This is a genomic window from Duganella paludis, from assembly GCF_054461335.1.
In genome coordinates, this window is record NZ_CM136922.1 from 4,753,404 (window position 1) to 4,779,200 (window position 25,797).

At 63.5% G+C, this 25,797-nt stretch carries 21 protein-coding genes; 7 read left to right on the forward strand and 14 right to left on the reverse strand.

Annotated elements, in window-relative coordinates; translation table 11 throughout:
* Window positions 1–45 precede the first annotated feature (45 nt).
* From ACXZ1M_RS20920 to ACXZ1M_RS20930, 3 genes are all read left to right on the forward strand, one after another.
* Window positions 46–1,011, forward strand: coding sequence for a CobD/CbiB family protein (locus ACXZ1M_RS20920; RefSeq protein ID WP_459049558.1), 966 nt, complete (start codon window positions 46–48; stop codon window positions 1,009–1,011).
* Window positions 1,012–1,212: 201 nt separating this feature from the next.
* Window positions 1,213–1,542 carry a DUF3579 domain-containing protein gene (locus ACXZ1M_RS20925; RefSeq protein ID WP_373990991.1) on the forward strand — a complete coding sequence of 110 codons (330 nt, stop codon included), beginning with the start codon at window positions 1,213–1,215 and terminating at the stop codon, window positions 1,540–1,542.
* An 88-nt stretch (window positions 1,543–1,630) separates the two neighbouring features.
* Complete coding sequence (locus ACXZ1M_RS20930; RefSeq protein ID WP_459049559.1) at window positions 1,631–4,417, forward strand: M16 family metallopeptidase; 2,787 nt, start codon at window positions 1,631–1,633, stop codon at window positions 4,415–4,417.
* Here the strand turns inward: ACXZ1M_RS20930 and ACXZ1M_RS20935 are convergent.
* On the reverse strand, window positions 4,414–5,334 hold the full coding sequence (locus ACXZ1M_RS20935; protein WP_459049560.1) for a glycosyl hydrolase: 921 nt from the start codon (window positions 5,332–5,334) through the stop codon (window positions 4,414–4,416). The genes ACXZ1M_RS20930 and ACXZ1M_RS20935 overlap by 4 nt on opposite strands.
* 98 nt (window positions 5,335–5,432) lie before the next feature.
* Between ACXZ1M_RS20935 and ACXZ1M_RS20940 the strand changes: the two genes are divergently transcribed.
* Both ACXZ1M_RS20940 and ACXZ1M_RS20945 read left to right on the forward strand, forming a co-directional pair.
* Complete coding sequence (locus tag ACXZ1M_RS20940; RefSeq protein WP_459049561.1) at window positions 5,433–5,876, forward strand: Rrf2 family transcriptional regulator; 444 nt, start codon at window positions 5,433–5,435, stop codon at window positions 5,874–5,876.
* Window positions 5,863–6,777, forward strand: coding sequence for an NAD(P)/FAD-dependent oxidoreductase (locus tag ACXZ1M_RS20945; RefSeq protein ID WP_459049562.1), 915 nt, complete (start codon window positions 5,863–5,865; stop codon window positions 6,775–6,777). The genes ACXZ1M_RS20940 and ACXZ1M_RS20945 overlap by 14 nt, the downstream gene beginning before the upstream one ends.
* Window positions 6,778–6,863: 86 nt before the next feature.
* On the opposite strand, the gene ACXZ1M_RS20950 is transcribed toward ACXZ1M_RS20945, so the two are convergent.
* Window positions 6,864–8,375 carry a tryptophan halogenase family protein gene (locus ACXZ1M_RS20950; protein WP_459049563.1) on the reverse strand — a complete coding sequence of 504 codons (1,512 nt, stop codon included), beginning with the start codon at window positions 8,373–8,375 and terminating at the stop codon, window positions 6,864–6,866.
* A gap of 53 nt (window positions 8,376–8,428) precedes the next feature.
* A complete protein-coding gene (locus tag ACXZ1M_RS20955; RefSeq protein ID WP_459049564.1) occupies window positions 8,429–11,131 on the reverse strand; it encodes a TonB-dependent receptor in 2,703 nt (900 codons plus the stop codon).
* Window positions 11,132–11,510: 379 nt separating this feature from the next.
* Here ACXZ1M_RS20955 and ACXZ1M_RS20960 point away from each other — a divergent pair, with 379 nt between their 5' ends.
* Window positions 11,511–12,266 (forward strand): GntR family transcriptional regulator, encoded by a 756-nt coding sequence (locus ACXZ1M_RS20960; protein ID WP_459049565.1) that lies wholly within the window; start codon window positions 11,511–11,513, stop codon window positions 12,264–12,266.
* On the forward strand, window positions 12,256–13,479 hold the full coding sequence (locus tag ACXZ1M_RS20965) for a glycoside hydrolase family 18 protein (RefSeq protein ID WP_459049566.1): 1,224 nt from the start codon (window positions 12,256–12,258) through the stop codon (window positions 13,477–13,479). The genes ACXZ1M_RS20960 and ACXZ1M_RS20965 overlap by 11 nt, the downstream gene beginning before the upstream one ends.
* Before the next feature lie 33 nt (window positions 13,480–13,512).
* Here the strand turns inward: ACXZ1M_RS20965 and ACXZ1M_RS20970 are convergent, their stop codons facing one another.
* From ACXZ1M_RS20970 to ACXZ1M_RS21020, 11 genes are all read right to left on the reverse strand, one after another.
* Window positions 13,513–14,817 (reverse strand): tetratricopeptide repeat protein, encoded by a 1,305-nt coding sequence (locus ACXZ1M_RS20970; RefSeq protein WP_459049567.1) that lies wholly within the window; start codon window positions 14,815–14,817, stop codon window positions 13,513–13,515.
* Window positions 14,818–14,890: 73 nt separating this feature from the next.
* Entirely contained in the window at window positions 14,891–16,012 is a 1,122-nt protein-coding gene (locus ACXZ1M_RS20975) for an ABC transporter ATP-binding protein (protein ID WP_459049568.1), read from the reverse strand.
* A gap of 3 nt (window positions 16,013–16,015) precedes the next feature.
* Window positions 16,016–17,323, reverse strand: a complete 1,308-nt coding sequence (locus ACXZ1M_RS20980; protein ID WP_459049569.1) for an MFS transporter — start codon at window positions 17,321–17,323, stop codon at window positions 16,016–16,018.
* Window positions 17,324–17,415: 92 nt separating this feature from the next.
* Window positions 17,416–18,909: a beta-N-acetylhexosaminidase gene (gene nagZ / locus ACXZ1M_RS20985; RefSeq protein ID WP_459049570.1), complete on the reverse strand. Its 1,494-nt coding sequence runs from the start codon at window positions 18,907–18,909 to the stop codon at window positions 17,416–17,418.
* Complete coding sequence (locus tag ACXZ1M_RS20990) at window positions 18,906–19,709, reverse strand: carbohydrate ABC transporter permease (protein WP_459049571.1); 804 nt, start codon at window positions 19,707–19,709, stop codon at window positions 18,906–18,908. Before ACXZ1M_RS20990 ends, nagZ begins: the two co-directional genes overlap by 4 nt.
* Window positions 19,706–20,671 carry a carbohydrate ABC transporter permease gene (locus ACXZ1M_RS20995; protein ID WP_459049572.1) on the reverse strand — a complete coding sequence of 322 codons (966 nt, stop codon included), beginning with the start codon at window positions 20,669–20,671 and terminating at the stop codon, window positions 19,706–19,708. The genes ACXZ1M_RS20990 and ACXZ1M_RS20995 overlap by 4 nt, the downstream gene beginning before the upstream one ends.
* Before the next feature lies 1 nt (window position 20,672).
* Window positions 20,673–21,944 carry an ABC transporter substrate-binding protein gene (locus ACXZ1M_RS21000; protein ID WP_459049573.1) on the reverse strand — a complete coding sequence of 424 codons (1,272 nt, stop codon included), beginning with the start codon at window positions 21,942–21,944 and terminating at the stop codon, window positions 20,673–20,675.
* Between the two features lie 53 nt (window positions 21,945–21,997).
* Window positions 21,998–23,011, reverse strand: a complete 1,014-nt coding sequence (locus tag ACXZ1M_RS21005) for an SIS domain-containing protein (RefSeq protein ID WP_459054054.1) — start codon at window positions 23,009–23,011, stop codon at window positions 21,998–22,000.
* A gap of 5 nt (window positions 23,012–23,016) precedes the next feature.
* The gene (gene nagA, locus ACXZ1M_RS21010) at window positions 23,017–24,114 is read right to left on the reverse strand and encodes an N-acetylglucosamine-6-phosphate deacetylase (protein ID WP_459049574.1); all 1,098 of its coding nucleotides are present in this window, start codon (window positions 24,112–24,114) and stop codon (window positions 23,017–23,019) included.
* Complete coding sequence (locus ACXZ1M_RS21015) at window positions 24,111–24,845, reverse strand: GntR family transcriptional regulator (RefSeq protein WP_459049575.1); 735 nt, start codon at window positions 24,843–24,845, stop codon at window positions 24,111–24,113. The genes nagA and ACXZ1M_RS21015 overlap by 4 nt, the downstream gene beginning before the upstream one ends.
* 4 nt (window positions 24,846–24,849) lie before the next feature.
* Window positions 24,850–25,719, reverse strand: coding sequence for a glucosamine kinase nucleotide-binding domain-containing protein (locus tag ACXZ1M_RS21020; RefSeq protein ID WP_459049576.1), 870 nt, complete (start codon window positions 25,717–25,719; stop codon window positions 24,850–24,852).
* Between the last annotated feature and the right edge of the window lie 78 nt (window positions 25,720–25,797).

The window sequence follows — 25,797 nt, forward strand, 5'->3', positions numbered from 1 at the left end:
GGCTATCGTAACGACCATTATGGGTAGGACGACACAAGGACATACATGACTTTTCTTTCCATCTTATGCGCGCTGTTGATCGAACAGATGAAACCGCTGCGCGCAGACAATCCGATTTACGCCGAGATCAAGAGCCTGGCGTTGCGGATGGAGACCTGGTTCAACGCCGGCCACTCTACCCACGGCCGCATGGGCTGGTTCCTGATGATGGCCATCCTGGTGGTGCCGACCGCCGCGATTTACTGGGTGCTGCGCCACTACGACTGGTTCCTGGCCGCGTTCGCATGGAACGTGCTGATCGTCTACCTGACGCTGGGCTTCCGCCACTATAGTCACTATTTCACTTCGATCCAGCTGGCCCTGAACGCCGGTGACGAGGCCGCTGCGCGCGCGCTGCTGGCCGAGTGGACCCGGCTCGATACCGTGGGCATGGAAGCGTCCGAAATCGCTCGTATCGCCGTCGAGAAGTCCCTGATCACCACCCACCGCAATGTGTTCGGCGTGTTCTTCTGGTTCCTGATGCCGCTGGGCCCTGCCGGCGCCGTGTTGTACCGCGTGGCCGAGCACCTGGCGCGCGCCTGGAACGAGCCCGAGCACATGCGCAACGAGGCCTTCGGCCAGTTCGCCGCACGCGCCTACTATTGGATCGACTGGATCCCGGTGCGCCTGACCGCCGTGGCGTTCGCCGTGGTCGGCAACTTCGAGGACGCGATCTACGCCTGGCGCAATTTCGCCCACCGCTGGTCGAACGAGGCCATCGGCATCATCCTGTCGGCAGGCGGCGGCGCCATGGGTGTGCGCCTCGGTTCGCCGGTGGAAAACGCCGTCAAGGCCCAGTTCGTCGACGCCACGACGGTCGACGTCGAAGTGGAGCCGGACGTGATGCCGGGCGAAGAGCCGAACATCCGCGCCCTGCAAAGCACGGTCGGCCTGGTCTGGCGCGCGCTGTTGTTGTGGATGATGTTGTTGCTGCTGCTGTCGAGCGCAGCCTGGCTCGGCGGATCGCCGTAATCGCGCGCAAACCCGGTACAATAGCGGTATTGCCTTGGTGCAGAAATATCACTTTCTGCACCAAAGTGGATTTTCCGATGAAAATTCCTTTGCGTATCAAGGACTTACTTATTTAGGTCTTCTATAAGATATAATACGTAAGATCCTTTCCTCCACGCATTCTTGTTACCAACAAGTATCCACGCAGAAGCAGCCGCGCCTATGTCAGTTCAAAAACCGGCAGAACAGCAAGATTCGTTCTTCATCCTTGGCCAAACCAGCAATGGCAGGCAGTTCCGTCCCAGCGACTGGGCTGAGCGCCTGTGCGGGGTGATGGCCTGCTTCAAGCCGGAAGGCTCCGGCGGCGGCCGCGATTCTCATCTGCAGTTCTCCCCCTACGTGACCCCGACCGTGGTCAACGGCATCAAGTCGGTGGTGGTCAACGGCAAGCTGCGCGCGCTGGAACCGATGGCGTATCACTTCGTGCTGTCCTTCGCCAAGGACAACGACCTGCAAGTGGTCGACGCCTGCCTCGTCCCCGAAAAAACTTAATTTATTGTATTAATTTTTACTTAAGTACCTACCCACGATAACGGCGTGGGCGTATGCTGCGTGTTCGTATCTTTTTTCGAGAGAGACCATGAACAACAGCCGTCTGAAACACGCCGCCGCCGCCAGCCTTCTGCTGTGCGGAATGTCCTTCGTAGCCACTGGAACCGCCTGGGCCGCCGCTGTCGTCAAGACCGCCGCGCCGGCGCTGCCGGCTGGCGTGGTGAAAGGTCCTTCGGTTGAAGGCATCACCGAATACCGGCTGCCGAATGGCCTGAAGGTGCTGCTGTTCCCGGACGCGTCCAAGCCCACCGTCACCGTCAACGTGACCTACCTGGTCGGCTCGCGTCACGAGAACTACGGCGAGACCGGCATGGCCCACCTGCTGGAGCACATGGTGTTCAAGGGCTCGCCGAAGAACAAGGCGATTCCCAAGGAATTCGCCGATCGCGGCATGGAGTACAACGGCACCACCTCCAACGACCGTACCAACTACTACGAAGTGTTCCAGGCCAGCCCGGAGAACCTGAAGTGGGCGCTGGAGATGGAAGCGGACCGCATGGTCAACTCCTACATCTCGCGCAAGGATCTCGATTCTGAAATGACCGTGGTGCGCAACGAGTACGAGTCGGGCGAGAACAGCCCGTTCGGTGTGCTGCTCAAGCGCATGCAGAGCATCGCCTACGACTGGCATGGCTACGGCCGCTCCACCATCGGCAACCGCAGCGACATCGAGAACGTCAAGATCGAGAACCTGCAGGCCTTCTACCGCACCTACTACCAGCCCGACAACGCGGTGCTGCTGGTGGCCGGCAAATTCGACCCGGCGCAGACGCTGGCGTGGATCGGCAAGTCCTTCGGCGCGATTCCAAAACCGAAGCGCGCGCTGCCACCATTCTGGACCGTCGAGCCGACCCAGGACGGCGAGCGCAGTTTCACCGTGCGCCGCAAGGGCGACGTGCAGATCGTCGCGCTGGGCTACAAGATTCCTAGCTCGCTGCAGGGCGATAGCGATGCGCTGAGTTTCATGTCGCAGATCCTCGGCGACGAGCCGACCGGCCGCTTGCACAAGCAGCTGGTGGAGAGCGGCAAGGCGGCGCAGGTGTTCAGCTTCGGCATGACCGGCTATGCGCCGGGCCTGCAGATCATCGGCGCGGTGGTCAAGTCCGGCGAGCCGCTGGAACCGGTGCGCGCCGCGCTGACCGAAGCGGTGGAGAGCTTCGCCAAAACGCCGCCGACCGAAGAAGAGATGGAGCGCACCCGCCGCAACTTCGCCAACTACATCGAGAAGTCGCTCAACGACCCGCAGCGCGTGGGCGTGACCTTGTCGGAAGAAGTGGCGCTGGGCGACTGGCGTTTGCTGTTCCTCGGCCGCGACAAGATCCCGAGCATCACCTCGCAGCAGGTGGCCGAGGTGGCGGGGCGCTACCTGAAGCGCGACAACCGCGTAGTCGGTGAATTCATCCCCGAAGACAATCCGCAGCGCGTGGATGTTCCCGCCGCGCCGAGCGTGGCCGAGGTGATGAAGGACTTCAAGGGCAAGGACAGCGTGCTGACCTCCGAGGTGTTCGATCCGACCCAGGACAACATCAACGCCCGCACCGAGATCAAAACCATCGGCGGCCTGAAAGTGGCGCTGCTGCCGAAGAAGAACCGTGGCGAAACCGTGGCCGTGAATCTGAGCCTGCATTGGGGCGATGAGAAAAACCTGGCCGGCACCTCGGTGGTCGGCGCCATCGCCAACGAGATGCTGTCGCGCGGTACCAGCAAGTACACGCGCGAGCAGCTGGCCGACGCCTTCTCGAAACTGAAGATCACCGGCTCGCCGTACAACTTCGAAACCACCGGCCCGAACCTGGACGCGTCGCTGCGCCTGGTGGCGCACGTGCTGAAGGAAGCCAGCTTCCCGCAGTCGGAATTCGAGCAGCTGCGTCAGCAGTGGATCGTCGGCCTGGAATACTCGCGCAGTGAGCCGCAGGTGCTGGCCAACGAGGCCATCGAGCAGCACTTCAACCACTATCCGAAGGGCGACATCCGCAACGCGCTGACCGTGGCCGAGCGCCTTGCGGCGATCAAGGCGCTGAAGCTGGAAGACGTGGTGGCTTACCATCGCAACTTCTACGGCGCCAATCACGGCGAGCTGTCCATCGTCGGCGATTTCGACAAGGCCGTCATCAGCAAGACCATCGATGAGAGCTTCAGCGGCTGGACCAGCAAGGCCTCGTATGCGCCTATCCTGGTCACCAATCCGGACAAGGCGCCGCTGCATGCGATGCTGAACGCGCCGGACAAGGAGAACGGCTCGTACAGCGCGCGCCTGCCGTTGGACCTGAACGTCAACGATCCGGATTATCCGCTGCTCGACCTGGGCAACTACATCTTCGGCGGCGGTGCGCTGAAATCGCGCCTGATGGACCGCATCCGCCAGAAGGACGGCCTGTCCTACGGCGGCGGCAGCGGCGTGCACGCGGGCGATGAAGACCGCGCCGGCTCCTTCGGCATGGGAGCCATCGCCGCGCCGCAGAACCTGAAGAAGCTGGAAGTGGCGATCCGCGAAGAACTGGACCGCGCGCTGAAGGACGGCTTCACCCAGGCGGAACTGGACGGCGCCAAATCGGGCCTGCTGCAACAGCGCGTGCAGAACCGCTCCAAGGACAACGTGGTGGCTTCGGGCTGGACGCGCAACCTGTACCTGGGCCGCACCTACAGCTGGAGCAAGGACTACGAGACCAAGCTGAAAGCGGCGACGCTTGCGCAGGTCAACGCAGCCTTCCGCAAGCACATCGACCCGGCCAAGGTGTCGGTGGCCATCGCCGGTGATGAAGCCAAGGCCGCTGCAGCCGCTGCCGCACCGGCCGCTGCGACCAAGAAGCCTTAAAACTTCGGCAGGCGATCCAGCGTGATCACGCGCTGGTCGTTGTAGACCTTGCGCTTGTGCGCATTGCTGTTGTGGTGTTCACCGGTCCAGAAGTTGTTTGGATCGGTGACGCCCGCTGGACCGGCGCCGTCGTTCCACGTCAGGAACCACAGCCAGCGCGGGCCTTCCTCCGGATCGGGGATATGGCCGGTTTCGCTCAGCGCCACCGGCTTGCCGTGCTGGCGCGTCTTGTTCCACGCCGCGTCGAAGGCGTTGTCGTAGACGTCGTAGCCGGTGATGTCCACCACATCGTCGCCCGGATACCAAGCCGGGTCCTGTCCATTCCACACCCAGATCAGATTGCGCAGGCCGTGCGTTTGCGTCAGGCGTTCGTGCATGTGGCGCCATAGCGCGATGTAGCCTTCGCGCGAGGTACCCCACCAGAACCAGCCGCCGGCCGCCTCGTGCAAGGGGCGCCACAGCACCGGCACGCCGGCCTCCTGCAGGCGCTTGAGTTCCAGCGCGATGCGGTCGATGGCTTCGTCGATCTTGCGGTAGTCGTTCGCGGGCAGTCGGAACGGCGTCTCCTTGGTGTAGAACTTGCCGTTCTCCATGCGCCAGTGCCAGTGGAAGGACACCAGGCCGCCCTTGGCGTGCCAGGCGATGGCTTCCTCGGTCTGGTGTCGGCCATCGCCTTCGGTGGCGTCGTAGTAGTTCATGAAGTCATAGCCCATCAGCGCGGGATACTTGCCGGTGTCGTCGTGGACGCGCTGCGCCATGTCGGTGCTGTCGCGCCACGTCAGGTCGGCCTGGCCGGCGAGGGTGCTCTTGCCCCAGATGCCGAGCAGGTAATCGTAGACCGCTTGCGTTTTATCGTCACGCGGCGCCGCGCTGGCAAGCGGCAGGGCAAAGGCCAGAAGAAGGATCAGGTATCTCATGCAGCCAATGTAGCGCCACTGCGAGCGGCGGGCAATGGCACGCGCTAGTTTAGCGCTGTTGCGTGCACGTTTTCTGATTATGTACTATCATTAGTTACATGAGACGAGACAGCAAACTTTCCTCCATCCTGCACGTGCTGCTTCACATGGCGCACGGCGACAGGCCTTACACCTCCGAAGAGCTGGCCGGCTTCCTGGGCACCAATCCCGTGCTGGTGCGGCGGGTGCTGGCGGGGCTGCGCGAGCGCGGCTACGTGGCTTCCGACAAGGGCCACGGCGGCGGCTGGAGCATCAGCTGCGACTTGCGCAAGGTGACGCTGCACGATATCTACGAGGCGCTCGGTTCACCCACCGTGTTCGCCATGGGGAACCGCGAGGAGCAGCCGCAGTGCCTGGTGGAGCGCGCCGTCAACGAAGCGTTGGGCAGCGCCTTCGACGAGGCGGAAGCCTTGTTGATCGCCCGCTTCAAGGACGTGACGCTGGCCGAACTGTCGGCCAGTTTCAATACCCATCACAAGGGAGTACATCATGAGCATCGCTGAATTTGACGTGATCGTGGTCGGTGGCAGCTATGCCGGCCTGTCGGCAGCCACGCAACTGGCGCGTGCGCGCCGCCGCGTGCTGGTGGTCGACGCCGGACAACGCCGCAACCGCTATGCGCGGCACTCGCACGGCTTCCTGGGGCAGGATGGCCGCGAGGCCGCCGCCATTGCCGCCGAGGCGCGCGCGCAATTGCTGAAGTATCCCACCGTGCGCTGGCTGGGAGGCTCGGTCACGCAGGCGCAGGCTGTGGAAGGCGACGGCGGCTTTGCCGTCACCCTGGCCGGCGGTGAACAATTCCATGCGCAGCGGCTGGTGCTGGCGACCGGCGTGGTCGATGAATTGCCGGCGGTGCCGGGCCTGGCCGAGCGCTGGGGCGGCAGCGTGTTCCATTGTCCGTACTGCCATGGCTATGAACTGGAGCAGGGGCGCATCGGCGTGCTGGCCACCAGCGCGCTATCTATGCACCACGCGCTGATGCTGCCGGATTGGGGCACGGTCACCTTGTTCCTCAACGGCGCCTTCGAACCGGACCAGGAGCAGACGGCCAAGCTGGCGCAACGCGGCGTGACGGTGGAGCGCACCTTGGTGCGCGCCGTCGGCGGCAAGGCCGCCGTCGAACTGGCGGATGGACGCGTGCTGGAGATGGATGGCTTGTTCGTGGTGAGCCGCCTGCATAGCGCCAGCCCGTTGGCCGAGCAGCTCGGCTGCGAGATGGAGGAGGGCGCGATGGGCAAGTATGTTCGCACCGATATGGTCAAGGCAACCAGCATCCCCGGCGTGTACGCCTGCGGCGACGCGGCGCGCATGGCCGGCAGCGTCGCGCTGGCCGTGGCCGACGGCGCCATGGCCGGCGTCGGCGCGCATCAGTCGCTGATCTTCGGCATGGCCGCCGCCGCATGAGCGGATAAAAAAAATCCCGCCAGGGCCGGGGAGCCGTGGCGGGGAACAGACTACACAATGAAGCGGTATGAAGCGGTATGAAGCAGTTATCGCGCCGCCGTTTGGCTCAACTCATTCAGTACGGTGCGATGGTCGCGGAAGTTGAGGGCGCAGCGGCGCATGAAGTCGTCCAGCGGCGCCAGTTTGTCTTCGCCGCCCGTCGCGGCGATCTCGGGGAAAGAGCCCATGCCGGCCAGCAGCGCATACCACGAACCGACCGGATAGTAACGCTCGATGTTCTGGCGGCGAATCTCCGCCGCCAGGTCGCGGCCTTCGATCCAGGTCTGGAAGATGTGCTTGAGCGAGTCCGATACGCTGCCCAGGTTCTCCGCGTTGGCGCGCCAGTACGGCGTGTCGCTGCGGCTGTTGGTCTTGTAGTGGGCCACGATGTAGTCGCGGTGGCCGTCGAAGTAGTCGTGGATTTCCTGGTTGTAGACGTCCTGCGCCTGCTCGCTCATGTCGCCTTTTTCCAGGAACAGCAGGAAGATCGCGGCCGTCATCTGGGTCAGGTACAGCGCAGTCGCTTCCAGCGGCTCCAGGAAGCCCTGCGACAGGCCTACGGCCAGCACATTGCGGTTCCAGTGCTTGCTGACGCGGCCCAGCTTCATCTTCAGGTGGCGCGCCTGCGTGTCCGATTCCAGCAGGCCCAGTTTGGCGCGCAGTTCGTGTTCGGCTTCGTCGACCGAGACGAAGGAGGAGCTGTACACATAGCCGTTGCCATAGCGGTTGGTGAGCGGGATTTTCCACGCCCAGCCATGCTTCATGGCGGTCGATACGGTCAACGTCGGAATCTTCTCGCCGATCTCGCTCGGCATGGCGATGGCGGAATCGTTGAACAGGTTGTCGGCGTAGCTGACGAACGGCGTCTCCAGCGTTTTGCCGATCAAGAGCGCCGAGAAGCCGGAGCAGTCGATGAAGAAGTCGGCTGCAATCTGTTCGCCTTCCTTGGTGGCGACGGCGGCGATGTCGCCGCGTTCATTCATCACCGCGTGCGTAACGTGGCAGCTCTTGTACTGCACGCCCAGCGCGGCTGCGCGCTGTTGCAGGAACTGGCCCAGCAGGGCGGCGTTGAAGTGGTAGCCGTAGGTGGTGAAAAAGGGGAAATTCTCGGACGCCTGCGGCGCCAGGCAGTCGTCCGCCAGGCGCGACGACAGGAAGTAACGGTTAGGACGAGCGTCGACGTCGGCGCCGCGTTGGCGCGCGTGGACGTTCTCCATAAAGTTCGGCAGGGTCAGGTTGTCGACCATGGTGGCGAACTGGTGGAAGTAGCTGTCGTATCCGGGTTTGGTGGACCAGCCGTCGAAGGTGATGCCGCTTTTGTAGGTGGCGTTACAGGCCGGCATCCATTCGGATTCGGCGATGCCCAGGCTGTCGAAGTAGCGCTTGAGCGCAGGGGTGGAGCCTTCGCCCACGCCGATCACGCCCACGGTGGGCGATTCGAGCACGGTGATCTCGACGCCTTTTTTAATCAGTGCTTCGCCGTACATCAGTGCCGTCATCCAGCCGGCGCTGCCGCCACCGACGATGACGATTTTCTTGGGAGGCATGGTCTGGTTCATGATGTGGACTCAATAAAAAAAACGGGGCGCGAACGCCCCGTTTTGACTACGTCTTAGTACTTGGCGTGCAAGGTCAGGTAGACCTGGCGACCATTCTTGTACAGCGAACCTGGCAGGTCCATCGCGCCGGCGGTGTGGATGATCGAACGCACCAGCGGGTTGTTCAGGTCCTTGCCGTCCAGCGTGATGCTGTAGCTGTCGTTGATCTGGTAAGCCAGCGACGCGGACAGCGTACCGATCGGCGCCTGGAAGGCGGCGCTGTTACGGCTGGTGCCGTTCAGGAAGCCCGAACGCCAGCTGTAGGTCAGACGCGCGCTCAGCTTGTCCTGCTCGTAGAACAGGCCGACGTTGTAGGCGTTCTTCGAGGTACCGATCAGGGTGCAATCCGGCGAGGTCAGGTTGCCGCATGGCGAACCTGGGGCCTTGCCGGTTTCCTTGCCCAGCGTGTAGGTGTAGTTGGCGTTGATGCCGAAGCCCTTAGGCAGCTCCTGCACATACGAGAACTCCAGGCCTTTGACTTCGGCCGTGGTGTTGACCGGGGTCGACACCTGGTACACCGTGTTTTTCTTCTCCAACTGGTTGTAGAAGGTGGCGGTGCTCGAACCGTAGGTCACGTAGCCATCCAGCGCCGAGTAGAACGCGCCGGCCGACACCAGCGATTTCGGTGCGAAGTACCACTCCAGACCCAGCTCGTAGTTGTTGGCGCGGATCGGACGCAGGTTCGGGTTACCGACGTTGCCGGTGCCCTGTACGTCGCGCAGGTCGACGCCGGCCATCATGCCCAGCTCAGGACGCGCCATGGTGCGGCTGGTGCCGAAGCGGGCCACCAGATCCTTTGTGACGTCCAGGCGGAAGTTCGCGCTTGGCAGGAAGTCGATGTAGCCGTTGCTGTACTGCTTAGGCTCGAAGCCGCCCGATGGGCCGATCTCGTAGCGGTTGACTTCTTCGGTGGTGTGCACCACGCGCAGACCGAAGTTACCCGACAGGCTGTCGGCGCCGAAGTTCGCCATCGCGTAGGCCGACTGGGTCGGTTCCTTGATGGTGAATTCATTCTGACGCAGGTTGCCCGAGTAGCTGCCGTACTTCGACAGCCAGCCGTTGACGGCGTCCTGCGAGAAGGTCCAGTAGCCGGCGCCGTTGGCGCCCAGGTCGTTGAAGTCGTTCGGGAACGAGGTCAGGCCCGACATCGGCAGGTTGGCCACGGAATCCAGGCCAGGCAAGGCGTTGATGCCGATGGCGGTCAGGTCGCGCTTGTGCTCCGCGACGCGTGCGCCGAATTGCAGCGAGCTGACTGCGCCCCATTCGGTGCGCAGGGTGCCGCTGACTTCACCGTAGGTTTCCTTGTCGTTCGCGGTGACGTGCGAACCGTAGGTGTACGGGGTGGCCTGCATGCCGCCGATCGAGAACTTGTCTGCGCCCGGGGTGTTGTAGATCACCGCCGAACCAGCGTCCTTGATGGTGTAGCTGCCGCCGGTCCATGGCATCCATACGCCCAGCGCGCCGCTGACGGTGTTGCCGACGCCTTTGGTGGTGCCGATGCGGCCCTTCATGGTCAGCTGGTCGTTGATGCGCCATTTGGCGTCGACATCGAAGAACTGCGATTTGCTTTCCGCCACAGGACGGCTGAACTCTTCCTGCACGGCGCTGGACATGGTGGCGCAGGCGGTGCAGTTGGCCGGCACGGTGCCGGTCAGCTGGGTGATGACGCCGTTGCTCAGGGTGCCCGATACTCCGCTGTTCGGGAAGTTGGTGGTGGCCCACGACGGCGCCAGGAAACGACCCAGCGACTGCATGAAGTTGTGGTTGATGTTCGGTGCGTCCAGGTGCGAGCGGAAGGCCGTCACGTCCAGGGTCAGGTCGCTGCTAGGCTTGATCTGCACGTCGATCAGGCCGCCCTTGCGGGTGCGTTCCTGTTCGAACCAGGCGGTGCCGCCCAGGTAGTTGGCCATGGCGCCGGCAGCGCCTGGAACCACGTTGGCGACCGGGCTGCCCGCTTCAACGCGGTCGTACCAGATCTGGTTTTCCTGGCCGACGCGGCTCAGGGTGCGCTTCTGGTGGAAGCCTTGCACCAGCACGCCCAGGGTGCCCTGGTCGTTCTTCCAGGCGACCATGGCGCTCAGTTGCGGATCGGTCTTGCCGGAGTTGGAGGAGTTGACGCCACCCAGGCTCACTTGCGCATTGAAGGTTTTCTTGAAGTCCAGCGGCTTGCGGGTCTCGATGTCGACCACGCCTTCGGCGCCGCCTTCGAGCAGGCTGGCTTGCGAGCCTTTATGCACGGTGACGCGGCCGATCAGTTCGGAAGGGAACAGCGAGAAGCTCACGCTGCGGCCACCGCCCAGGATGTTATCGGCGAACCAGTCGCCGCTCGATACCGAGTGGCCGTTCAGGGTGGTCAGGGTCAGGCCGAACGGGGTGCCGCGCAGTGCCACGCGGTCGTTCTCGCCGAACGAACCTTCGCCGCCGCCGGCTGCCGCCACGCTCACGCCAGGCAGGCGTTGCAGGGAGTCGGCCACGTTCTTGTCCGGCATCTTGCCGACGTCTTCAGCGGTAATCACTTCCACCAGCGTGTCGGAATTGCGCTTCTGGTTCAGCGATTGCTGCAGCGATGCGCGGATACCGGTCACGATCACCTGTGCCGGTTCTTCGGCCGCCTGCTGTGCCTGGGCCGTCATGCTGGCGCCCATGATCATCAGACCGACCGCAGTAGCGATAGGCGTCAGTTTGGACAGTTTGGTATTTTTCGAATGGTGTTGCATTTGTTCCCTCCCGTTGTTGAAGGCTCCGCCGAGCCAACCGATTGTTGATGTGCTGATGTATCTCTTCTTTTAAATCACGTTCAAAACCAATCCAACGCCAATATACCTGCGTTTTAATACCAGATCACTACCACTTTAAAATTCTTTTTTGTTATGTTGTATGCAGCATACAAAGTATCTTTTCAGCAACTAGCTAATACCGGATAGATGGTGGTATGGAAAGCCGATGTGCGCAGTTGCAACACGCAAAAAGCCTTTACCTAAAGGCTTTATGCGATCTGGTTGAAATTATTTATGGCTGTTGCGCGGCCGCGGGATTTGTGGTGGTCTTTTTTTGGTATTATCGTCGAACCAACAGAGAGGATAGGTCACCATCGTTATGAAAAGCGATCAAACGACACCACTGGTACACATTCGACAGCACCTCAATGAGACCAGTAACCTGCCTCTGTATCAACGCTTGCAGCGCGCCTTGCGCTCGGCGATCGAGCATCATTTTCTGAAGCCGGAGGATGCTTTGCCGGCCGAGCGCCAACTGGCCGCCGACCTGGAAATCTCTCGCATCACAGTGCGCAAGGCCATCGACGGCCTGGTGAGCGATGGTGTACTGGTGCGCCGGCCCGGCTCCGGCAACTTCATCAACACCCGCATTGAAAAGAACTTCGCCAAGCTGACCTCCTTTTCCGAAGACATGCGGGCGCGCGGGCGGACGCCGCGCAGCGTGTGGCTCAAGCGCTCGGAAGGCACGGTGACGCCGGACGAGGCGATGCGCCTGCGGCTCAGTCCCGGCTCCAAGGTGTACCGCTTCAACCGCATGCGCTATGCGGACGATGTGCCGATGTGCCTTGAATACGCGACCATCGTGGCGTCCTGTCTGCCGTCGCTGGAGGCGGTGGATCTGTCCATGTACGACGCGCTGGAGAAGGCGGGCAACCGCCCGGTGCGGGCCTTGCAGCGGCTCTCCGCGCTGCTGTTGAACGCGGAGCAGGCCATGCTGCTGCAGGCGAAGGAGGGCGATGCCGGCCTGGCGGTGGAACGGCTGGGCTTTTTACGCGACGGACGGGCGGTGGAATTCTGCCGCTCCTACTTCCGTGGCGATATGTATGACTTTGTGGCGGAACTCAATGCAAGCTAAATTACTTCCTCTTGTCGCCGCGTTGGCGGCGTCGATCCCCGTTCCCCACGCGGCAGCGTCCGAAGTGGTCGGTTACTACCCCGGCTGGAAACATGAATCCTTCCCGGTGTCCAAGGTCGATGCGTCGAAGCTGACCATGGCGCTGTATGCCTTCGTGGATCTGTGCTGGGACGGCAAGCACGGCAACCCCGAGCCGTCGGTGAACGATGTGGCGCCGTGCCAGGAGCCGCTGAACGGCGCACTGGCGTGGCGCGATGAAGCGTCCGATGCGGCCAACTTGCGCGCGCTGGCGGCGCTGAAAAAGCAGCATCCCAAGTTCAAGGTGGTGTTGTCGATCGGTGGCTGGAACTGGTCCAACCGGTTTTCAAACGTAGCGGCATCGGCGCCGGCGCGCGCCAACTTCATTGCGTCTTCGTTGAAGGCCATGCGCCGCTATGGGCTCGATGGCGTGGACCTCGATTGGGAATATCCAGGCGAGGCCGGCGTGCCTTGCGTGGCGGGCGAAGTGTGCGCGCGGCCTGAGGACCGGCAGAATTTCATCACCTGGGCGCGCGAGCTGCGTGCGGCTTTCGATGCGGCGGGCAAGCACGATGGCAAGCATTACCTCCTCACCATCGCGGCCGGCGCCAACGGCAATTACGTCGGCGATGGCGCGTGGGTGAAGGAGCTTGCACGTAGCCTGGACTGGATCAACATCATGGCCTACGACTACCATATGCCGTGGGAGAAGCGCACCGGCCATCACTCGGCATTGTTTGCGGATGCAGGCGACCCGGTGACGGCGGAAGGTTTTTATACATCGCGTTCAGTGCAGCGCTACCTGTCGGCAGGCGTGGCGGCGGACAAACTGGTGCTGGGCGTGCCGTTCTACGGCTACGGCTGGAAAGGCTGCGCGGCCGGGCCGCAGGGCGATGGGCAGTACCAGCTATGCCAGGGCGGCGTGAGCGACGGCATCAACGGCGGCAATTCATATGGCTATTGGCAGTTGCTGAAGAAGGATGCGGGCTACAAGCGCTATCGCAATGCGTCGGCGAGGGCGCCGTATATGTACAACGCGGCGGAGCAGGTGTGGATCACGTATGAAGATCCGACGTCGCTGCAGGACAAGGCCCGCTACATCAAGCAGCAGGGCCTGCGCGGCGCGATGTTCTGGGAGTTGAGCGCGGACGGCGAGGGCCAGTTGTTGCGGACCTTGTCGGAAGCCATGCAGTGATAAAAAAAGCCAGCTCGAAAGCTGGCTTTTTGATTACTTGGCTGCTGCCGGTGCTGCTGCCGGCGGGTTCTGATACATGATCCAGTAACGCGCCAGGTCGTTGCGGCCGTCGGTGCCGGTGATGGTGTTCAGCAGCGCGACCGATTCATCCTTCTTGCCGGCCATGGCCAGGGCGTAGCCCAGGCGCAGCTTGGCGTCGTCAGGATTCTTCGCTACGCCTTTGGCGATACCTTGCTTCATCAGGTCGATACCTTTGTCGAACTGACCCAGGGTCACATAGTTGTAACCCAGGTTGATCAGGCCAACGCCGTCTTTCGACTTCTGCGCAGCAGGGATGCCGCTGTCGATGTTTTTCGCATCGTCAGCTGCGCCCTTGTTGGCGCTGGCGCGGATCTTCTCCAGCGCGACTTTGTCCTTGCCGGCCGGGATGGCGCCTGGGAAGCCCTTGTCCATCGCGATCTTCGCTTCGGTGAAGAAGCCGCCCAACACGGCCAGTTCGGCCTGTTCCGCGTAGTCTTCAGGTTCCATCTTCGATGGCACGGCGACGGCTTTCAGACGCACCAGGTCCAGGTCGAAACGGTTGGAGTAGGTCTTTTTGCCGCGCGTGCGGTTCAGCAGGTCGTTCCAGTAGTCTTCGGTCGGGTAGTAGCGGGTCAGCTCTTCCACGGCGGTCAGATACAGTTCGGTATCCTTGGTCTTGATGCCGACGTTGCCCAGCAGGTTCAGGGTGTCCTTCGGTGGCACGACGCCGGTCTTCTTGGCCGCTTCCAGATCCTTCAATACTTCGGTCTTGGTGGTGGCGAAGTCGTTCTTCAGGAAGTACGAACGCACGATGAACTGGCGCTGCTTGACCTGGTCGCCCGATTCGGCGCCATAGCGCTCGAACCATTTGATGGCGTTGTCGAAGTCTTTCAGGCCGCTGTAGTAGATGGTGGCAATGGCGTCGATGAAGCGCAGTTTGTCTTCCGGCTTCAGACGGCCCGAATCGATCATCGCGGTCAAGCCCTTGATGGTCATCTCGTTGTTGCCCGATGCCTGGCCCAGTTGCACGCGCATCTGGTTCAGCACGAAGCTTTCGTACGGCGTGATGTTCTGCATCGCCGCAGCCTGGTCGATGCGGCTCTGGAATTCGGTGTAGTTCTTCGCATCCAGCAGCGGCTTGGTTTGCGCTGGGTCGATCAGCTTGTAGATCTCAGGACGGACGGCGTCTTTCGGCGGTTCCGGTGCTTTCTTTTCTTCGGCGGCGTGGACTGGCGCCATGCCCATGATGGCAGGGGCGGCGTTCAGGCCAATGGCGGCCAGGAGCAGGCTGATACGAGCAAGACGGGAATGGGACATGGTTATCCTTCTATCAAACGTATGGGTATGTAAACCCGCGTATTGTTACACAAAACCGGCCGAAACTCCGAATTCAAATGTGCTGCGGTGCACGAGGCAGCGCCCGGCCTTCGGAGTTAAAAAGCAGGCAACGCGACGGCGGCAGATGCACGCGGGCATGGCTGCCCGCGTGCAGCAGCGCCGCTTCGGCGCTCTGCTTTACGGCGATCATCTCGGGCAGGCCGTCCAGCGTGGTGTAGACGATGGACAGATCACCCAGGTACTCAACGTGGCCGACCCCCACTTGGATGACATTGTCTTCCTGCTGCGCTGCGGTGATGGACAGGTGTTCGGCGCGCACGCCCAGAGTGACGCGGTCGCCCGGTTGCGGCGCGGCGTCCGTGCCGGTGCAGGCTTCGACCTTGACGACGGCGCCGCCGGGCAGCAGCACCGACACGCTGTTGCCGCCGGCGGCGACCACCTGGCCGGGGATGAAATTCATCTTCGGCGTGCCGAGGAAGCCGGCCACGAACAGGTTGGCCGGCGCGTTATACAGTTCATGCGGCGTGCCCACCTGCTCGATGCGGCCACCGTTGAAGACCACGATGCGCTGGCCCAGCGTCATCGCCTCGACCTGGTCGTGGGTGACGTAGATCATGGTGGTTTTCAGTTCGTGGTGCAGGCGGCTGAGCTCCACCCGCATCTGCACGCGCAGGCTGGCGTCGAGATTCGACAGCGGTTCGTCGAACAGGAACACCTCCGGCTTGCGCACGATGGCGCGGCCGATGGCCACGCGCTGGCGCTGGCCGCCCGACAGTTCCTTCGGCTTGCGCTTGAGCAGCGGCGCAATCTGCAGGATGGCGGCGGCGCGTTCCACCGCCTCCTGCACCGCTGCCGGCTTGTGGCCGGCCAGCTTGAGGGCGAAGGCCATGTTCTCGTACACCGTCATGTGCGGGTACAGCGCATAGGACTGGAACACCATGGCGAGCTTGCGCTGCGCCGGCGCGATGTCGTTGGCCAGCGTGCCGCCGATATGCAGCGCGCCGCCGCTGATGGTTTCCAGGCCTGCGATCATGCGCAGCAGGGTGGACTTGCCGCAGCCGGAAGGTCCGACGAAGACCATGAATTCGCCGTCGGCGATATCGAGGTCGATGCCGTGGATGACCGGCGTATTATCGTAATGCTTGACGATGTTACTCAGACTGACACTGGCCATTGCTTATCCCGCGTGGGCGGCTTGCTGCACCGCCGGTTCTTCGTCCTTGGGCTGCGGGCGCGCGGTCATCGGAATCAGCTGCGACAGGATGGCGACCGGAATCGCGCAGATCATCACCCAGACGAAGAAGTGCTGGTAGCCCAGCGCGATCTGGATGTCGCCGCTGAATAGCTTGAACAGCACGAAGCCCAGCTGCATGATGCCGGTGGCGAAGGCGTAGTGCGCGGTCTGGTATTTGCCCGGCGCGACCACCTGCATCATGTACAGGATCAGGCCGACGAAGCCGAAGCCGTAGCCGAACATCTCCACGCTGAGCGCCGCGCCGATGATGGCGAGGTCGGTCGGCTGGAAGTAGGACAGCAGATAGAAGGCCACGTTCGGCAGGTTGACCGCCAGGATCAGCCACAGGATGGCGCGCTTGAGGCTCAGCCACGAAGTGAAATAACCGCCGGCGATGGAGCCGACCAGGAAGGCCACCGTTCCAACGGTGCCATACACCGCGCCCACTTCGGCGGTGGACAGGCCAAGGCCGCCGAGGTTGCGCGCTTCGCGCAGGAACAGCGGGCCGATGGACTGCACCTGCGCCTCGCCGGCGCGGAACAGGATAATGAAGATGATCGAGACCCAGATGCCGGGCTTCTTGAAGAACTCCACGATCACTTCGCGCAGCGTGCGGGCGATGGCGGCTGCGTTGGTGTCGGCGGTGACTTCGTTCTTCGCCAGCGGCAGCGCCCAGCCGTTGTAGAGGCCCAGCGCCACCATCATGCCACCGAGGATGCAGAAGCAGATGGTCCATGCGGGCACCACGCCGAGCGTCTTCTCGAAGTGGCCGGCCAGCAGCAGCAGGGCGCCGGTGGTGAAGAACTTGGCGGCGTTGAAGAAGGTGCCGGTCCAGCCGGCGTATTTGGCCTGGTCTTTTTCATCGAGGCTGGTGATGTACAAGCCGTCGCAGGCGATGTCGTGGGTGGCGGCCGATATGCCGACCAGCGCGAGCATGCCCATGCAGGCGGCAAACCAGAACGGCGCCTGCAAGGCCAGCGCAACGCCGCCCAGGCACAAGCCGCCGAACACCTGGAAGAAGGTGACCACCAGCTTCTTGCTGCTGACCAGTTCCAGGAAGGGACTCCATAAAGGCTTGAACACCCAGGCAAAACCGATCAAGCCGGTCCAGTGATTGAGCTCGTCGTTGGGCACGCCCATGCTCTTCAACATCTGGTTGGCGACGATGGCGACGGCGAAGAACGGCAGGCCCTGCGCCAGGTACAGGCTGGGCACCCAGAACTTCGGATTGCGGATTTGTTTGTTTTCCATGCTGTGTTATCTCCACCAGCTCGTCGTTCCCGCGCAAGCGGGAATCCATGCTGAGTATGGGTTCCCGCTTTCGCGGGAACGACGGTGTCGTTTTATTTATCGAATCCTGGAACCGGTGCGTTGCCGGTGGCTTGCAGTTGGCCGGACAGCCATGCGTTGACCGCTTCCAGCGCCGGCTGGGCGAAGCCGTAGGTCATCAGGGCCGGGGCCTCGATGTCCAGCGCCTGGTAGGGATTCCACAGCGCCAGGTGCAGGTCCGGACGCCAGGTGTCGCGCGCGTGCTGGCCGTAGCGCAGGCGCGAGGTGGAGGCCAGCATGGTGAAGCGGCCATCCTGCGGCAGCGCGTTCCAATCGAAGGTGTCGGCGTCGGCAAAGGTGACCAGCTCCACGTCGTACAGCTTGCGCAGCGTATCGGCCACCACGCCGGCCGGCACGCCGGCTTCGGACACGCCGTCGCTCACCACGTCCTGGCGCGCGACCAGGCGCACCTTGGCGCCGGCGGCCGGGCGCTGTGGCGCACCGTAGGCGGTCAGGCTGCGGCGCCATCCTTCTGCCATGACTTCACGGTCGGCCGCGTCTTCCTTGTACGAGCGCGGTTTGCATGGATAGGCTTTCGCCAGCGCCGCCAGGCGGTCCAGGCGATGCTGCACTTCCTCCTGCGACAGCGCGCCGGAGGCGAGAGCGGTGGCGATGGCGTTCAGCGTTTCTTCCTGCGTTTCGGTGGTGCCCAGCGCCATCACCATGTCGGCGCCGGCGGTCAGCGCACGCACTGCGGCGTTGCCGACGCCGTAGCGGCCGGCGATGGCGTGCATGTCCATGCCGTCGGTGATGATGATGCCCTGGTACTTCCACTCATCGCGCAGCAGGTCGTTGAGGATGCGGCGCGACATGGTCGCTGGATTCTCCGGATCGAGCGTCGGGTAGACGATGTGCGCGGTCATCATGGCCGGCGCCGCGCCGGAGGCGATGCGGAACGGCGCCAGTTCCAGGCGGTTCAGTTCTTCCACCGGCTTGTTCACGGTCGGCAGGTCGCGGTGCGAGTCGACGTTGGTGTCGCCGTGGCCGGGGAAGTGCTTGACGCAGCAGGCCACGCCTTCGGCATGACTGCCGGCCATCCACGCCATCGCCAGTTCGGCGGCGCGTTGTGGCTCGGCGCCGAAGGAGCGTTCGGCGATGACCGGATTGTGCGGATTGTTGTTCAGGTCCAGCACCGGCGCGAAGTTCCAGTTGAAGCCCAGCGCCTTGACGGCGCGCGCCACGGCGGCGCCGGTGCGGTAGGACAGTTCGGTGTCGTTGGCCGCGCCCAGGCCCATGGCGGCCGGCGGCGCCGGCACCCAGGTCGAACGCACCACGGCGCCGCCTTCCTGGTCGATGGCGATCAGCGATTCCGGGCCCATGGCGGCGCGCAGGTCGGCGGTCAGCTTGGCCAGTTGTTCGGAGTCGGTCATGTTCCCACGGAACAGGCAGACGGCGCGGATGCTGTTCGCTTTCAGGAAGTCGGCGGTGGCCGCATCCAGCACGGTGCCGGGGAAGCGGATCATGATGAGTTGGCCGGCGATTTTTCTGTAGTCGTTTTGAGTTGTCATTTCACTGCTCCGTCCATGCCGCGCATGAAGAATCGTTGGGTAAATAAGAAGGCTGCCAGCGTGGGCAGGATGGTTAGCACGGTGCCTGCGGCGATCACGCGCGTGCTGCTGCCGAAGGTGCCGCGCAAATACAGCACGCCCACCGACAGCGGGAATTCGTCCGGCTTGCTCATGACGATGGAGGGCCAGATGTATTCGTTCCATGCCTCGACCGCCGTCAGGATGCCGACGGTGGCCAGCCACGGGGCGATCAGCGGCAGCATGATTTTGCTGAAGATGATCCATTCGGACGCGCCGTCCACGCGGGCGGCGTCGATCAGGTCTTGCGGCACTTCTTCGAAGGCTTGCTTCAGCAGCAGGATGGCGACGGCGTTGACCACGTTGGGCAGGATCACGCCGGTGTAGGTGTCGACCAGGCTGAGTTTCGTGACGGTGATGAAGTTGACCAGGAAGTTGACTTCCGACGGCAGCACCAGCGTGGCGAGAATCAGGCCGAATACCAGCTTGCGGCCCTTGAACTGCATGCGCGCCAGCGGATACGCGGCGGCGGAGCAAAGCACCAGTTTCCAGAACACGGTGCAGAGGGCGATGAACACCGAGTTGCGGAAGAAGCTCCAGATCGGGATGGCGTTGAACACTTCGATGAAGTTGTCCAGCGACGGCTTCTGCGGCCAGAAGGTGGGCGGGTAAGCGAAGATGTTCCCTTCGGTGGACAGCGCGGTGACCAGCGTCCACCAGAACGGGAACACGCAGACCACGGCGATGGCGCACAGCAGCAGGTAGTGTGTGATGGTCTTCATCGATGCTTGGGCCGGATGTAGCGCAGGCAAAGCAGGGCGATGCCGACGCAGAAGATGGAGACCACGAAGCTGGCGGCCAATGCGCGCGGCAGCTTGAGGTGTTTGAGGCCCTGGTCGTAGGCGTAATACAGGCCGGTGAAGGTGGAATTCATTGGCCCGCCCTGCGTCAGCACGTCGACCTCCTGGTAGGCCTTGAGCGCGGCCAGCACGGACAGCACGGAACAGATCATGATGGTCGGTCGCAGCATCGGCACGGTGATTTTCCAGAAGCGCTGCCAGCGATTGGCGCCGTCGAGGATGGCGGCTTCCTGCATGTCGGCGGGGACGGCTTGCAATGCGGCGAGGTACATCACCATATACCAGCCCAGGCCGCGCCACAGAGTGACGAACATGATGGCGAAGAGAGCGATGGTGTCATTCGACAGCCAGCCGACCGGCGCATTCACCAGTTGCAGCGTTTGCAGCACGTAGTTGAGCGTACCCTGTTCGTGGAACATGAAGCCCCACATGATGCCGACCACCGACACAGTCGTCACCACCGGCACGTAGAACGCGGCGCGGAAGTAGCGGATGCCGGGCAGCTTGTTGTTCACCAGGACGGCCAGGCTCAGGGCGCCGATTTGCACGAAGGGCACCATCAGCAAAAACAGCAGGGAGTTTTTCAGGCCGGTGACGAACATCTCGTTGTCGAAGATGTAGCGGAAGTTATCCAGGCCGACCCAGTGCGTTTCGCGTATCAGGCTGTAGTCGGTGAATGCCAGCAGCGATCCGAAGGCCACGGGCCAGAACGAGAACACGGCCAGCAGAATCAGCGCGGGCGCGAGGAACAGCCAAGCCGTGATATTCAGGCGACGGCGTGCACTGTCGTCCTCGCGCATGCGGGGGCCCATACCGAGCGAACCGGGATGCTCAGCATGGGTTCCTGCGTGCGCAGGAACGACGGCGGCTTGTTCGGCGCTCATCTCAGTGACTCCGCTGCGTGGCGAGTTTTTTGTTCCAGATCGCGACCGCCTGGTCCAGCGCCTGCTGGATGTCCTGCTTGCCGGTGACGCCGGCTTCGACGGCTTTCACCAGGTAGCGGCGCAATTCGTCGTAGTCGGTGATGCCGGCGACGTAGAGCGTGTGCGCATGCGGCATCGATACGGCGCCCGCCGCCACGGCCTTTTCCGCCGCGCCGGCGCCTGGCGGCACGTTGGTGAAGAAGGGATCGTTGGCCGCCTGCGCCATCGCCGGGAACACGCTGGCCTGTTTGGCGAAGGCCAGCTGATTGGCGTCGTTGGTGAGATAGCGCGCGAACTTGCCGATGGCCGGCATCAGTTTCGGATCCACGTTCTTCGGCACGGCGTAGTGTATCAACCAGCCGCCATCGGCGATGCCGGTCGGGCCGAGCGGCGCCGGGGCGACGTCGGTGATGGCGTAGATGTCTTTGGCGTCGCTTTCGATGCGCTTGACCGCCGTTGGTGGTGCCAGTAGCATGCCGAGGCGGCCGCCCTTGTAGGCGTCGATCGCGGCGGGGAAGTTATCTTCGGCGAACAGCGCGTCCTTCAGCAGGCCGCCAGCCTTGTAGGTTTCGGCCAGCTTGCGGATCAGCGCCACGTGGCCGGGCGAGTTGAAGACTGCCTTGCCGTTGGTAATGACGGGCAGGCCTTGCTGCATCATCAGGCCGTCGATCTTGGACAGGGCGGGGCACAGGCCGGCCTTGCCGGTGCGCGCGGCGATCTGGCGGGCGAACAGCAGTTGCTCGTCGAGATTGCGCGGCGCGTGCGGGATGCCGGCGGCCTTGAAAATTTGTGTGTTGTAGGCTATGACGGCGACGTTGCTGTACATCGGGAAGCCGTAGGTCTTGCCGTTGAAGGTGAGATCCTCCAGCGTGCTGGCGATGTAGCGTGGGCGGGCGTCGGCCAGCAGGTTGTCGATGGGTGCGAGCAGGCCATCGCGGGCGAATTCGTCGGCCCATGGGACGTTGAGGTTGACCAGCGCGGGCGGCGTGCCGGCCACGATGCGGGTGACCAATTTGGTCTGGATGATATCCCAAGGGAAGTCCACCCACTCCACCTTCACGCCCGGATTCGCTGATTCGTAGTTTTTCACCAGCGTCTCGTAATAGGGCGTGAACTTGGGCTTCATGCTGAAGGTCCAGAACTCGATCTTGTCGGCGGCGAAAGCGCTCGCCGCCAGCAGCAGCGCCACCGTCATCCCGGCGAAGGCCGGGATCCATGCTGAGCGTGAGGGCACGCGTTCTATGGGTCCCGGCGTGCGCCGGGACGACGGCGGGCGAGCGAGCATGCTTAGTTAGTCTTGGTGACTTTGCTCAGGTGACGCGGCTGGTCCGGGTCCAGGCCGCGCGCGGCGGACAGCTGGGCCGCCATCACGTAGAACGCCTGGATCGCAACGATAGGGTCCAGATCCGGCGTCGCCGCAATCGGCAAGGTCAGGTCGCGTTCCGCCACGTCGGCCGGAGCGGCCAGCAGCACGCGTGCGCCACGGCCGCGCATTTCGCTCGCCAGCGCCAGCAGGCTGGCCTGGGTCGGGCCGCGCGTGGCGAAGATCACCAGCGGGTAGCCTTCTTCGATCAGCGCCATCGGACCATGCTTGATCTCCGCACCACTGAAGGCTTCCGCCTGCAGCGCCGAGGTTTCCTTGAACTTCAGCGACGCTTCCAGCGCCACCGGGAAGCTGATGCCGCGTCCCACCACCATGATGTTGCGGGCCGGCGTCAATACCTCGATCGCCTTCGACCAGTCCTCATTGGTCGCTGAGCGCAGCGATTCCGGCAGGGCTTCCAGGCCGGCCAGCAGCTCCGGATCGTTCTGCCATGCGGCCACCAGGCGTGCGCTCGCCACCAGGCTGGTGATGAAGCTCTTGGTCGCGGCCACGCTCTGCTCTTTGCCAGCGCGCAGCGGCATGGCGAATTCGGCGGCTTGCGCCAGCGGCGAATCGATGTCGTTCACCAGCGCGATGGTGGTGGCGCCGCCGTCGCGGAAGTAGCGGATCGGCTCGACCACGTCCGGGCTCTGGCCCGATTGCGAAATCGAGATCGCCAGCGTGTCACGCGTGATCAGCGGCGATTTGTTCAGGGTCACCAGCGACATCGGCAGCGACGCCACCACACGGCCGAGACGCGCCATGATCAGGTAGGCCGCATAGGCGCAGGCATGGTCCGAGCTGCCGCGCGCGATGGTCAGGGCGGTCGAGAAGGACGTGCTCCTCAATTTGCGGCCCAGCTCCGCGTAACGGTCGCCGTCGTTGGCCAGTTGCAGGGCGACGCAATCAGCTGCGGACAGGGCTTCTTTCAACATCATTGAGGTCACAACAATTCTCCTTCGATATAGACGGCTTTGAGGTTCAGGTCACGGTCGAGCACCACGAAGTCGGCGAAAGCGCCGGGGGCCAGGCGGCCCCGCTCGGAGAGGCCGAGGTAATCGGCCGCATACGTTGAGACCCGTGCCGAGGCGTCCGCCAGATCGAGGCCGAGTCCGACCAGGTTGCGCAGCGCCTGGTCCATGGTGAGGGTGCTGCCGGCCAGCGTGCCGTCGGGCAGGCGCACGCCGCCCATGCATTTCATGACGGTATGGCGGCCCAGCATATACTCGCCGTCCGGCATGCCGGTGGCGGAGGTCGAATCGGTAACGCAGTACAGGTGCGGAATGCAGCGCAGCGCGGTCTTGATGGCGCCTGGATGCACGTGCAGCAGGTCGGGAATGAATTCGGCAAAGCGCGCATGGGCCAGCGCCGCGCCGACCATGCCGGGCTCGCGATGATGCAGGCCGGTCATGGCGTTGAACAGGTGGGTGAAGCCGTGCGCGCCGTGCTCCAGCGCGGCCACGCCGTCCTCGTAGGTGCCGAGGGTGTGGCCGATCTGCACGCGCATGCCGGCTTCCGATAATTCCTTCACCAGCGCCAGGTGACCTTCGATTTCCGGCGCCACGGTGATCAGCTTGAGCGGCGCCAGTTCTTCCAGCTTGCGCACGTCGGCCAGCTTGGCCGAGCGCGCGTAGGGCGGCTGCGCACCGAGCTTGCCGGAGTTGATGAACGGGCCTTCCAGGTGGGCGCCGAGCACGCGCGCTTCGCCGACACCGCGCTGTGCCGCCGCTGCGCCGATGCCTTTCAATGCAAGGTCGATGTCCTCGGGCGGCGCGGTCATGGTGGTGGCCAGCATGCTGGTGGTGCCATGCTTGGCGTGGATGGCGGCGATGGTGCGCACGGAATCGCCGCCTTCCATCACGTCCTTGCCGCCGCCGCCGTGCACGTGCAGGTCGATAAACCCAGGCAGGATATAGACTTCCTCGTTCAGCGCGGGATCGGCGCCGGCGCCGATGACGGACGCGATACGCTCGTCGAAAGTGAGTTCACCGTGGATCCAGCCGGCCGGTGTCAGGATATTGCCTTTGATTGCATCGCTCATCTGCGCGACTCCGCTACGAATTCATAATAATCACTACGGCAAAACGAGTGGGTCAACTCCACTGCCGCGCCGTTGTCGAGGTAACTCACGCGGGTGATATGCAGCATCGCCGCACCCGCAGGAATATTGGCCAGGCGCGCTTGTTCCTCGCTGGCGTTGACGGCGCGGATATGCTGCAGCGCGCGCATCGGGATGGTGCCGTTGGCCTCCAGGTAGCCGTACAGCGAATCGGTCACGCTGTGCGGATTCGGCATGTACTGCGCCGGGATGGTGGTGGTTTCGATCGCCATCACCACATCGTCGGCGGTGCGCAGGCGTTTGAGGCGTGCCACCGGCATGTTCGGCGAGAGGCCAAGCGACAGCAGCTCCACCGGCGAAGCGATGCCGATGTCGCGCTGCAGCCAGCGCGAACCGGCCTTGAAGCCACGTTCGCGCAGCTCTTCTGAAAAGCTGGTCAGGCGCGACAAGGGTTGTTCGAGTTTCGGCGTGATGTAGGTGCCGGAGCCGCGCTTGCGGGTCAACATGCCGCGTTCGCACAGCATGTCGATGGCTTTGCGCGCGGTCACGCGCGAGATGTTGAGCATGTCCGACAGCACGCGCTCGGACGGCAGGGCCTCGTTGGCGCGCCAGTCGCCGCCGGCGATGCCGTCGGACAGCTTGTTCGCCAGCTGCATGTACAGCGGCGTGTCGCTGCCGGCGTCCGGTCTGAAGTCGCTCAACTGGGCTAGCACGGACTCACTCCTTCAAGCGGGTTTGGATCAGGCGCAGTGCGCCGGCGGCGGAGTCGCCATGCGGCGCGACCACGCGCTGCGACATCGACGACGGCAGGTAAGGGCGCATCGGCGCGGCCAGGCCGCCGCACAGCGCGATCGGCAGCGTGGCGCTGGCGTCGAGCGCATTGGCCATCAACTCCACTTCGCGGCCGGCGGCTTGCAGGATGGCGCGTGCGGTGTCGTTGCAGTCGCCGTGCTGGAGGACGATGCGCGCCAGTTGCGCGTAATTGGTCTGGGTGGCGCGCGCCAGCCAGTTCTGGATTTCGTTGCGCGTGCCACCGCAGGCATTGGCGACGTCGGTGGCGAAGGCGTTGGCCGGCATGCGGCCGTCGAGCACTTGCTGCACGTGGTTGATGGCGCGCAGGCCCATCCAGGCGCCGCTGGCTTCATCGCCGGCGGGGAAGCCCCAGCCGCCGACTTCGACGTGACGGCCATCGGCCAGTTTGATTTCGCCGACGCTGCCGGTGCCGAGCGCGATGATGGCGCCGGGCTGGCCCTGGTGCGCGCCGAGCACGGTGGTATGGCCGTCGCTTTCCAGCGCCACCTGGGCGTAGCCCGGATTGGCGGCGACGAATTCGGCGGCCCATTGTCTGTTGTGCACGCCGGCCAGGCCGAGGCCGATGGCGATGGTGCTTTTGTCGGGGAAGTCCAGGACGGCGGCGCGGAAGGCTTGCGCGGCGGCTTCTTCCACGGCGGCCCAGGCTTTGGCGATGCCGTGCATGAGGCCGGACGGACCACCGGCGCCTTCAGCGATTTCCACACCATCGGCGCGCGCCAGGCGCACCCGTGTGCCACTGCCGCCGCCGTCAACGCCGATGAAAAATTCGATCATGTTTACCTGAGAAAGCTGATGCCGGGATACCCCGCGATGAAGGGCACTATAGGGCGTGGCAAACCAGCTTGTCAACAG

Excerpts from the sequence above, each read along its gene's own strand:
- ACXZ1M_RS20950 (WP_459049563.1), bottom strand. The coding sequence starts at position 8,375 with ATGAACCAGACCATGCCTCCCAAGAAAATCGTCATCGTCGGTGGCGGC.
- ACXZ1M_RS20925 (WP_373990991.1), top strand. The coding sequence starts at position 1,213 with ATGTCAGTTCAAAAACCGGCAGAACAGCAAGATTCGTTCTTCATCCTT.
- ACXZ1M_RS20980 (WP_459049569.1), bottom strand. The coding sequence starts at position 17,323 with ATGGAAAACAAACAAATCCGCAATCCGAAGTTCTGGGTGCCCAGCCTG.
- ACXZ1M_RS20960 (WP_459049565.1), top strand. The coding sequence starts at position 11,511 with ATGAAAAGCGATCAAACGACACCACTGGTACACATTCGACAGCACCTC.
- ACXZ1M_RS20930 (WP_459049559.1), top strand. The coding sequence starts at position 1,631 with ATGAACAACAGCCGTCTGAAACACGCCGCCGCCGCCAGCCTTCTGCTG.
- nagZ (WP_459049570.1), bottom strand. The coding sequence starts at position 18,909 with ATGACAACTCAAAACGACTACAGAAAAATCGCCGGCCAACTCATCATG.
- nagA (WP_459049574.1), bottom strand. The coding sequence starts at position 24,114 with ATGAGCGATGCAATCAAAGGCAATATCCTGACACCGGCCGGCTGGATC.
- ACXZ1M_RS20920 (WP_459049558.1), top strand. The coding sequence starts at position 46 with ATGACTTTTCTTTCCATCTTATGCGCGCTGTTGATCGAACAGATGAAA.
- ACXZ1M_RS20975 (WP_459049568.1), bottom strand. The coding sequence starts at position 16,012 with ATGGCCAGTGTCAGTCTGAGTAACATCGTCAAGCATTACGATAATACG.
- ACXZ1M_RS20995 (WP_459049572.1), bottom strand. The coding sequence starts at position 20,671 with ATGAGCGCCGAACAAGCCGCCGTCGTTCCTGCGCACGCAGGAACCCAT.
- ACXZ1M_RS20940 (WP_459049561.1), top strand. The coding sequence starts at position 5,433 with ATGAGACGAGACAGCAAACTTTCCTCCATCCTGCACGTGCTGCTTCAC.
- ACXZ1M_RS20955 (WP_459049564.1), bottom strand. The coding sequence starts at position 11,131 with ATGCAACACCATTCGAAAAATACCAAACTGTCCAAACTGACGCCTATC.
- ACXZ1M_RS20970 (WP_459049567.1), bottom strand. The coding sequence starts at position 14,817 with ATGTCCCATTCCCGTCTTGCTCGTATCAGCCTGCTCCTGGCCGCCATT.
- ACXZ1M_RS20935 (WP_459049560.1), bottom strand. The coding sequence starts at position 5,334 with ATGAGATACCTGATCCTTCTTCTGGCCTTTGCCCTGCCGCTTGCCAGC.
- ACXZ1M_RS20945 (WP_459049562.1), top strand. The coding sequence starts at position 5,863 with ATGAGCATCGCTGAATTTGACGTGATCGTGGTCGGTGGCAGCTATGCC.
- ACXZ1M_RS20965 (WP_459049566.1), top strand. The coding sequence starts at position 12,256 with ATGCAAGCTAAATTACTTCCTCTTGTCGCCGCGTTGGCGGCGTCGATC.
- ACXZ1M_RS21005 (WP_459054054.1), bottom strand. The coding sequence starts at position 23,011 with ATGATGTTGAAAGAAGCCCTGTCCGCAGCTGATTGCGTCGCCCTGCAA.
- ACXZ1M_RS21020 (WP_459049576.1), bottom strand. The coding sequence starts at position 25,719 with ATGATCGAATTTTTCATCGGCGTTGACGGCGGCGGCAGTGGCACACGG.
- ACXZ1M_RS20990 (WP_459049571.1), bottom strand. The coding sequence starts at position 19,709 with ATGAAGACCATCACACACTACCTGCTGCTGTGCGCCATCGCCGTGGTC.